The organism is Acidovorax cavernicola (assembly GCF_003581445.1).
In genome coordinates this window covers 1-2,687 of the sequence record NZ_QXMN01000131.1, presented here as the reverse complement: position 1 = coordinate 2,687, position 2,687 = coordinate 1, and the positions used below count along the sequence as shown (strand labels likewise).

The window sequence follows — 2,687 nt, the reverse complement described above, 5'->3', positions numbered from 1 at the left end:
GTCCAGATGTGGGCCTGGCAGATGCTGTATGCCGCGCAGGTGATGCCGGCAGGCAACCCGGCCGCGAGTTTTTTCTACCTGCTGACCGCCCTGCACGGGCTGAATGTGGCGGGAGGCCTCATCGCCTGGGGCGTGACGGCGACCGGCCTGTGGCGCCAGGCCACACCGGCACGTGCGGAGCAACGCATCAGGCTGTGCACACGCTACTGGCATTTTTTGCTGGCCGTCTGGATCCTGCTGTTCGCCACGCTGGGTGGGCTGACGCCGCAAGTGGTGCGCTTCATCTGTGGCACCGCCTGAAAGAGGCCTGACCATGAGCCTTGTCACCAACGCATCCGCCGCACCTCTGGCAGCCACGCCGGAAACACCCGCTGCGCCCGACGGCTGGCGCGGGCTCCTGGCGGACTGGTCGTCCGACCGCGAAGCCTTCCGCGTGTCCTGGGGCAAGGCCATGATGTGGATCTTCCTGCTCTCGGACACTTTCGTTTTCAGCTGCTTTCTCGTCGGATACATGGCGGTGCGCGGCGCGACCACCGTGCCCTGGCCCAACCCCAGCGAGGTGTTCGCCCTGCATGTCGCGGGCGTGGACGTGCCGCTGCTGCTGATCGCGCTGATGACCTTCGTGCTCATCACCAGCAGCGGCACCATGGCGATGGCGGTGAACTTCGCTTACCGCCGCGACCGGGTGAAAGCCGCCACGCTGATGCTGGCGACCGGCATGCTGGGCACGATGTTTGTTGCGATGCAGGCCTTTGAATGGTCCAAGCTGATCCTGGAGGAAGGCGTGCGCCCCTGGGGCAACCCGATGGGGGCGGCGCAGTTCGGCTCGGCCTTCTTCATGATCACCGGCTTTCACGGCCTGCATGTGTCGCTCGGCGTGCTCTACCTGTTCACCGTCGCCTTCAAGTTGCTGCGCGGCGACTATGAAAAGAGCGGCAACTACCAGATCGTCGAGATCGCAGGCCTGTACTGGCACTTCGTCGATCTGGTCTGGGTGTTCATTTTTGCGCTGTTCTACCTCTGGTGAGGTCTGCCATGCTATCCACCGGCCAACAACATCCGATCAGCCTTTACCTCAAGATATGGGGGCTGCTGTTCGTGCTCAGCACACTGTCCTACATGGTCGACTACTTCCGCTTCACAGGCTATCTGCGCTGGGGCCTGATTGTGGCTTTCATGCTGATGAAGGCCGGCTTGATCGTCGCGGTCTTCATGCACCTGGCCTGGGAACGGCTGGCGCTGGTCTGCGCGATCTTGCTGCCACCGCTATGCCTTCTGGTACTGGTGGCCCTGATGGCGCTGGAGTCCGAGTACACGTTTGCGATCCGCTCGCTGTTTTTCCGCTGAAATTGGCTAAAGCCTTCTTCGTGAAGGTCTGCGCCTCTGTGTGCACAATGACGCCCTGATCTTTTAGACGTATCTGTGCTGTGTACGCAGTGGTTTAGCCCGCGCGCTTCTCGGGTGCTACAGCCAGTGCCACAAGCACCAAATACCGCCCATGAATTCGCAGACTTCCCCACAAAATCAACCTGTTGCATTGAATTGGCGGATGTCCGTCGCGCCGATGATGGACTGGACCGACAGGCATTGCCGCTACCTGCACCGGCTGTTGACGCGCCATACGCTGCTCTATACCGAGATGGTGACCACCGGCGCGCTGCTGCACGGCGATGTGCCGCGCCACTTGCGCTTCAATGCCGAAGAACACCCCCTGGCCTTGCAGCTCGGCGGCAGCGAGCCCGCCGACCTCGCGCGCAGCGCGCAGCTCGGAGAGCAATGGGGCTACGACGAGATCAACCTTAATTGCGGCTGTCCCAGCGAGCGCGTGCAGCGCGGCGCGTTTGGCGCCTGCCTGATGAACGAGGCGCAGCTCGTCGCCGACGGCGTCAAGGCGATGCGCGACGTGGTGCAGATTCCGGTCACGGTGAAGCACCGCATCGGCATCGACAAGAGCGAAAGCTACGACTTCGTGCGCGATTTCATCGGTACCGTGGCTGACGCGGGCTGCGAAGTGTTCATCGTGCACGCGCGCAACGCCTGGCTCAAGGGCCTGTCGCCCAAGGAAAACCGCGAAGTGCCGCCGCTGCGCTACGACGTCGTGGCCCGGCTCAAGCGTGAATTTCCGCAGTTGACCATTGCGATCAACGGGGGCTTCAAGGACAGCGCGGCGGTCGCCGAGCAACTCGAGGTGGTCGACGGCGTGATGATCGGCCGCGAGGCCTATCACAACCCCTGGTGGCTCGCGAGCTGGGATGCGCAGTTCTACGGCGCGGCGCCCAGCGCGCTGACGCGCGAAGCGGTCGAGGAGCAGATGGTCGAGTACATGGAGCGCGAAGCGCTGGCGCACGGCACCCACTGGTACAGCATTGCGCGCCATATGCTGGGCCTGCGCCACGGGCTCGCGGGCGCGCGCCGCTGGCGCCAGGTCTGGAGCGATCACCGTCTCAAGGGCTTGCCAGCGCGCGAAGTCATGGCCATCGCGCGGCTGCCGCGCGCCGAGGAAGCGGGCGCGAGCGCCTGAGGCATATACCGGTTGCACATGACAGAACGGCTTTCGGCGAAGGTTCTCCCGCATGGATGCGATGGCTCTGCCACACTCTCGCACCGTCATGCCAGACAACTGCTATATTGCACTGCAACATAACAAGGTCTTGCCCATGCTTTACCAAATGTATGAAACCCAGCGC

At 63.2% G+C, this 2,687-nt stretch carries 4 protein-coding genes; all 4 read left to right on the top strand.

Annotated elements, in window-relative coordinates:
* Positions 1-300 (top strand): cytochrome c oxidase subunit 3 family protein (locus D3H34_RS31600; protein ID WP_491047155.1); only part of this gene is annotated, 300 nt, incomplete at its 5' end.
* Between the two features lie 13 nt (positions 301-313).
* Complete coding sequence (locus D3H34_RS31595; protein ID WP_119558750.1) at positions 314-1,027, top strand: heme-copper oxidase subunit III family protein; 714 nt, start codon at positions 314-316, stop codon at positions 1,025-1,027.
* 8 nt (positions 1,028-1,035) lie between these two features.
* Positions 1,036-1,347, top strand: a complete 312-nt coding sequence (locus tag D3H34_RS31590; RefSeq protein WP_119558749.1) for a cytochrome C oxidase subunit IV family protein — start codon at positions 1,036-1,038, stop codon at positions 1,345-1,347.
* 151 nt (positions 1,348-1,498) lie between these two features.
* Positions 1,499-2,521 carry a tRNA dihydrouridine(20/20a) synthase DusA gene (gene dusA / locus D3H34_RS31585; protein WP_119558748.1) on the top strand — a complete coding sequence of 341 codons (1,023 nt, stop codon included), beginning with the start codon at positions 1,499-1,501 and terminating at the stop codon, positions 2,519-2,521.
* Positions 2,522-2,687 lie beyond the last annotated feature (166 nt).

Excerpts from the sequence above, each read along its gene's own strand:
- D3H34_RS31595 (WP_119558750.1), top strand. The coding sequence starts at position 314 with ATGAGCCTTGTCACCAACGCATCCGCCGCACCTCTGGCAGCCACGCCG.
- D3H34_RS31590 (WP_119558749.1), top strand. The coding sequence starts at position 1,036 with ATGCTATCCACCGGCCAACAACATCCGATCAGCCTTTACCTCAAGATA.
- dusA (WP_119558748.1), top strand. The coding sequence starts at position 1,499 with ATGAATTCGCAGACTTCCCCACAAAATCAACCTGTTGCATTGAATTGG.